This window comes from Streptococcus parasanguinis, from assembly GCF_019929185.1.
GTDB lineage: Bacteria > Bacillota > Bacilli > Lactobacillales > Streptococcaceae > Streptococcus > Streptococcus parasanguinis_O.
The window spans coordinates 1-5112 of record NZ_JAHZPC010000030.1 but is presented as its reverse complement, the minus strand read 5'-3'; the positions used below and the strand labels follow the sequence as shown (position 1 = coordinate 5112).

Here is a 5112-nt window from a genome sequence, read left to right as displayed (position 1 = left end):
ATGGTCCGTTGGTCAAGGGGTTAAGACACCGCCTTTTCACGGCGGTAACACGGGTTCGAATCCCGTACGGACTATATATTTGGAGGATTACCCAAGTCCGGCTGAAGGGAACGGTCTTGAAAACCGTCAGGCGTGTAAAAGCGTGCGTGGGTTCGAATCCCACATCCTCCTTAATATTAACGCGGGATGGAGCAGCTCGGTAGCTCGTCGGGCTCATAACCCGAAGGTCGTAGGTTCAAATCCTGCTCCCGCAATTTGGCTCGGTAGCTCAGTTGGTAGAGCAATGGATTGAAGCTCCATGTGTCGGCGGTTCGATTCCGTCTCGCGCCATCAATTCAATAATCAGGAAGGGTAGCGAAGAGGCTAAACGCGGCGGACTGTAAATCCGCTCCTTCGGGTTCGGGGGTTCGAATCCCTCCCCTTCCATCCTTTACGGGCATAGTTTAAAGGTAGAACTAAGGTCTCCAAAACCTTCAGTGTGGGTTCAATTCCTACTGCCCGTGTTAATAATTATGGCGGGTGTGGTGAAGTGGTTAACACACCAGATTGTGGCTCTGGCATGCGTGGGTTCGATCCCCATCACTCGCCTATTTATTAATATTATTGGGGTATAGCCAAGCGGTAAGGCAAGGGACTTTGACTCCCTCATGCGTTGGTTCGAATCCAGCTACCCCAGTTAAATTTATGCCGGCGTGGCGGAATTGGCAGACGCGCTGGACTCAAAATCCAGTGTCCGCAAGGACGTGCCGGTTCGACCCCGGCCGCCGGTATAGATTATGAAGGAGTTTTACTCCTTTTTTTGTTTATTTTTTTTCTTTTTTGTGATATAATTAACCGGTAAAGTTTCATTTAATGAATTAGAAGGAGTTAATTTTGTCTGAAGTTGCAAATAAAATCGATCGATTTTTAAATTCTATTTTATTGTTATCAGAAAATCAGCATGAGATTTTAGTTGGTTCTTGTACAAGTGGTGTTTCATTAACCAACACTCAGGAACATATTTTGATGCTGGTTTCTGATGAAGCTCTAACCAATTCTGTCTTAGCAAAGAAATTGAATGTTAGTCAGGCGGCTATCACGAAGGCTGTGAAACCTTTATTAAGCCAGGGGATGTTAGAGACTTATCGCGATGAGAATGATGCTCGTGTTCTCTATTATCGCTTAACTGAGATTGGTAAGCCGATTGCATTAGAGCATCAGCACCACCATCAGCATACCCTTCACACTTATGAGGATGTTTTGTCGAAGTTTACTAAGAATGAGCAAGGGGTTATTTCGCGGTTTTTAGATTTATTGGAAGAGGAGTTATAGTTTGAGGTATATTACGGTTTCAAATTTATCGTTCTATTATGATCGAGAACCGGTTCTGGAAGGGATCAATTACTACTTAGATAGTGGAGAGTTTGTTACGCTGACTGGTGAGAATGGGGCTGCTAAGTCAACCTTGATTAAGGCTAGTCTTGGCATTCTACAGCCAAAGGTCGGGACAGTTGAGATTTCAAAGACAAATGTAAAGGGAAAGAAGTTAAGGATTGCTTATTTGCCGCAACAGATTGCTAGTTTTAATGCTGGGTTCCCCAGTACGGTCTATGAATTTGTGAAGTCAGGTCGGTATCCTCGTAAAGGCTGGTTTCGAAAGTTGAATGAGCACGATGAAAAACATATTCTGAAGAGTTTAGAATCTGTTGGGATGCTGGAGTTCAAGGATCGGGCGATTGGTTCTTTGTCTGGTGGTCAGAAACAGCGGGCCGTCATTGCTCGGATGTTTGCTTCAGATCCGGATATCTTTGTTTTAGATGAACCGACGACAGGGATGGATGCGACGACAAAGAGTGATTTTTATGAGTTGATGCATCACAGTGCGCATCACCATCAAAAATCTGTTTTGATGATCACGCATGATCCTGAAGAGGTTAACCAATTTGCGGATCGGAATATTCATTTGGTTCGTGACCAAAGCTCTCCTTGGAGATGTTTTAACGTCCATGATACAGAAGGGGAGGGTGACCATGCTTGATTTATTCCAGTATGATTTTATGCAGCGGGCCTTGTTGGCTATGGTTGCCATGAGTCTTTTTTCTCCTGTGTTAGGGATTTTCTTGATTTTGAGACGGCAGAGTCTGATGAGTGATACGCTGAGTCACGTCTCTCTTGCGGGTGTCGCTTTTGGACTTTTTCTTGGGATCTCTCCGACGCTCTCGACTATGATCATTGTCATTATTGCTGCGGTCTTTCTTGAGTATTTGCGGACCTTATTTAAGGACTTTATGGAGATCGGGACGGCAATTTTAATGTCCACTGGTCTTGCCCTAGCTTTAGTACTGATGCGTGGTGGTGGGAAAAGCTCGATGAGCTTGGATCAGTATTTGTTTGGTTCTACCCTAACCATTACGGATGAACAGGTGATCGCCTTGTTTGTGATTGCTTTCGTTGTATTAGTGCTGACGGCCTTATTCTTGCGTCCTATGTATATTTTGACCTTTGATGAAGATACAGCCTTTGTGGATGGGCTTCCGGTCCGAACCATGTCTATCTTATTTAATGTGGTGACGGGGGTTGCTATCGCCTTAATGATTCCTGCAGCAGGATCGTTATTGGTTTCAACCATCATGGTCTTACCGGCTAGTATTGCCCTGAAATTAGGGAAGAACTTCCGTGGGGTCATGCTGATTGCGGTCATCATTGGTTTTATCGGGATGTTTAGTGGGTTGATTTTGTCTTATATTGCAGATACACCGGCGAGTGCCAGCATCACGCTTTTATTTGTGGCCTTGTTCTTGCTTGTGAATCTTGGATCACGTTTGAGGAAGTAGATATGAACTTTAAAAAATTTGGTTGGTTATTGTTAGTGGCTTTGACCCTTGTCTTGGCAGCTTGTGGCAAAAGTCAGAGTCAAAATGGGAAATTAAAAGTGATGACCACTTTCTATCCTGTTTATGATTTTACAAAAAATATTGTCGGAGATGAAGGAACGGTAGACCTGCTCATTGGAGCGGGATCAGAGCCTCATGAATATGAATTGTCTGCTAAGGGGCGGGCTATGATTCAAGATTCGGATGTTTTCGTTTATGAGAATGAAAACATGGAAACGTGGGTTCCAAATCTTTTGAAATCCATGAAGGATAAGAAAACCAAAGTGATCGATGCCACCAAGGGCATGGTCTTGCTTCCTGGATTGGAAGAGGAACATGAACACGAAGGGGGCGAAGAACACCATCATGAATATGATCCTCACCTTTGGCTCTCTCCACATCGTGCCATGAAGATGGTAGAGTCGATTCGTGATCAGTTGGTGGCAGCTTATCCAGATAAGAAAAAAACGTTTGAGAAAAATGCCCAAGCCTATCTAAAGAAATTACAGGCCTTGGATCAAGCTTATCAGGATGGCTTGAAAGATGCGAAACAAAAGAATTTCGTGACCCAACACGCGGCTTTCCGTTACTTGGCCTTAGATTATGGATTAAACCAGGTAGCCATTTCAGGGATTTCACCTGATAGCGAGCCTTCTGCTGCACGATTGCGTGAATTGACAGAGTATATCAAGAAAAATGAGATCAAGGTCATTTACTTTGAGGAAAATGCTTCTAAGTCCTTGGCGAAAACCTTGTCTTCTGAAGCTGGTGTTGAGTTGGCTGTCTTAAATCCTTTGGAAAGTTTGACGGATCAAGAAATGAAAGATGGCGAAAACTACGTGTCTGTTATGAAGGAAAATCTGAAGGCGCTCGAGAAAACAACGTCACAAGATGGTAAGGATATTCAACCGGAACATGAGGAAGATTCTAAGACGGTTCAAAAGGGCTATTTCGAGGATAGTCAAGTGAAGGATCGTAGCTTAGCAAATTATGCGGGTGATTGGAAATCGGTTTATCCATACTTGCAAGATGGAACGTTGGATCAGGTCTTTGATTATAAGGCAAAATTAAATCCAACCATGACGGCCGCTGAGTATAAGGAATATTATACCAAGGGTTACCAAACAGATATTGATCGGATTAAGATTGATAAGGATTCAATGGAGTTTTATCAAAAAGGATCTTCTAAGAAATATACTTATAAATACGTAGGTAAGCACATTTTGACTTATAAGAAGGGGAATCGTGGTGTTCGTTATCTCTTTGAAGCCAAGGAGAGCGATGCGGGAGACTTCAAATATGTTCAATTTAGTGACCATGAAATTACTCCGGTAAAGGCAGCTCACTTCCACATTTTCCATGGAGGAAAGAGTCAAGAGGCGCTTTATGATGAGTTGGAAAATTGGCCAACGTATTATCCTTCGAACTTATCTGGTTTAGAAGTGGCACAGGAAATGCTGGCTCATTAAGAGTTGTATCAAAATAGAGACTAGGACTGATTATCCCGGTCTCTTTTTGATTAAAAATGAGGAGTGAAGCTTGTCAAATGCTTGAAAATACGTTACAATGAAAGGGCTTTAAACTAAAAAAATGTATGGGGAATTTTAAATGAAAAAAGTTGGTGCAATTCTTGTGAGTATTCTCAGTGTGGTCCTGTTGGTGGCTTGTTCGCAACAGGGAGCGAGCAAAAAATCAACCCCTTCCTCTAGTCAAACGACGACCTCTTCTGAAGTCAAAAAGACGGATGCTTCTAGTTCGGAAGTGAAGGAGAAAGAAAAAAAAGAAGAGAAAAAAGAAGAGAAAAAAGAAGTGAAGAAAATGGATCTTGAAGCGATTGCCAATGGAGACTACAGCAGTATTGCTGGTGTCTGGCAAGATGATAAGGGAAACAAGCTGGTCTTTAACGACAAAGGGTTGGTCTCACAAGAGTTAGAGGGCTATGGAGCTTCTTTGACGGATTATGGAACAGCATCAGAAGGCATTTATGGTGGTCGTGATGGAGGCTTCTTGTTGGAGTATATTCCTGCAGGAGTGACCATTGGTGATCAGGTCGATGATCAAGGACAAGTCGTCTTTAAGGACACATCAGATGCCTCTAAAAACCGCATGTGGTCTGGTGTTGGTATCGCTAGTTTTGGGGAACAAGGCTCGATCTACTATCATGTAGGAGATGAATAACAGAAAAAAAGAGGCTGGGACAAAAGTCCTAGCCTCTTAATTGTTTTTGGATTGTCGAGCAAGACGCAGTGGTTGAGTGGGC

Annotated in this window: 5 protein-coding genes and 9 tRNA genes; all 14 read left to right on the top strand. The window is 43.1% G+C overall.

Translation table 11 applies throughout. The annotated features are described in order from the left end of the window. Positions 1-2 precede the first annotated feature (2 nt). The 14 genes from K1I56_RS09900 (at position 3) to K1I56_RS09835 (ending at position 5030) form a co-directional block, all read left to right on the top strand. Positions 3-74: transfer RNA gene (locus K1I56_RS09900), tRNA-Glu, on the top strand. A gap of 7 nt (positions 75-81) precedes the next feature. Beyond that, a tRNA-Ser gene (locus K1I56_RS09895) sits at positions 82-171 on the top strand. Between the two features lie 9 nt (positions 172-180). After that, a tRNA-Met gene (locus K1I56_RS09890) sits at positions 181-254 on the top strand. Between the two features lie 3 nt (positions 255-257). Next, a tRNA-Phe gene (locus K1I56_RS09885) sits at positions 258-330 on the top strand. A gap of 15 nt (positions 331-345) precedes the next feature. After that, positions 346-426 (top strand) — tRNA-Tyr (locus tag K1I56_RS09880). A gap of 6 nt (positions 427-432) precedes the next feature. Next, positions 433-503: transfer RNA gene (locus K1I56_RS09875), tRNA-Trp, on the top strand. Positions 504-515: 12 nt separating this feature from the next. After that, a tRNA-His gene (locus K1I56_RS09870) sits at positions 516-588 on the top strand. 16 nt (positions 589-604) lie between these two features. Continuing rightward, positions 605-676 (top strand) — tRNA-Gln (locus tag K1I56_RS09865). A 10-nt stretch (positions 677-686) separates the two neighbouring features. After that, positions 687-770 (top strand) — tRNA-Leu (locus K1I56_RS09860). 103 nt (positions 771-873) lie between these two features. Continuing rightward, positions 874-1311 (top strand): zinc-dependent MarR family transcriptional regulator, encoded by a 438-nt coding sequence (locus tag K1I56_RS09855; RefSeq protein ID WP_070587869.1) that lies wholly within the window; start codon positions 874-876, stop codon positions 1309-1311. A 1-nt stretch (position 1312) separates the two neighbouring features. Continuing rightward, positions 1313-2017 carry a metal ABC transporter ATP-binding protein gene (locus K1I56_RS09850; protein WP_003013743.1) on the top strand — a complete coding sequence of 235 codons (705 nt, stop codon included), beginning with the start codon at positions 1313-1315 and terminating at the stop codon, positions 2015-2017. After that, the gene (locus K1I56_RS09845) at positions 2010-2813 is read left to right on the top strand and encodes a metal ABC transporter permease (RefSeq protein ID WP_003009676.1); all 804 of its coding nucleotides are present in this window, start codon (positions 2010-2012) and stop codon (positions 2811-2813) included. Before K1I56_RS09850 ends, K1I56_RS09845 begins: the two co-directional genes overlap by 8 nt. A 2-nt stretch (positions 2814-2815) precedes the next feature. Beyond that, on the top strand, positions 2816-4321 hold the full coding sequence (locus tag K1I56_RS09840; RefSeq protein ID WP_201037088.1) for a zinc ABC transporter substrate-binding protein AdcA: 1506 nt from the start codon (positions 2816-2818) through the stop codon (positions 4319-4321). Positions 4322-4460: 139 nt separating this feature from the next. Then, the gene (locus K1I56_RS09835; RefSeq protein WP_201037086.1) at positions 4461-5030 is read left to right on the top strand and encodes a DUF6287 domain-containing protein; all 570 of its coding nucleotides are present in this window, start codon (positions 4461-4463) and stop codon (positions 5028-5030) included. The last annotated feature ends 82 nt before the right edge of the window (positions 5031-5112 follow it).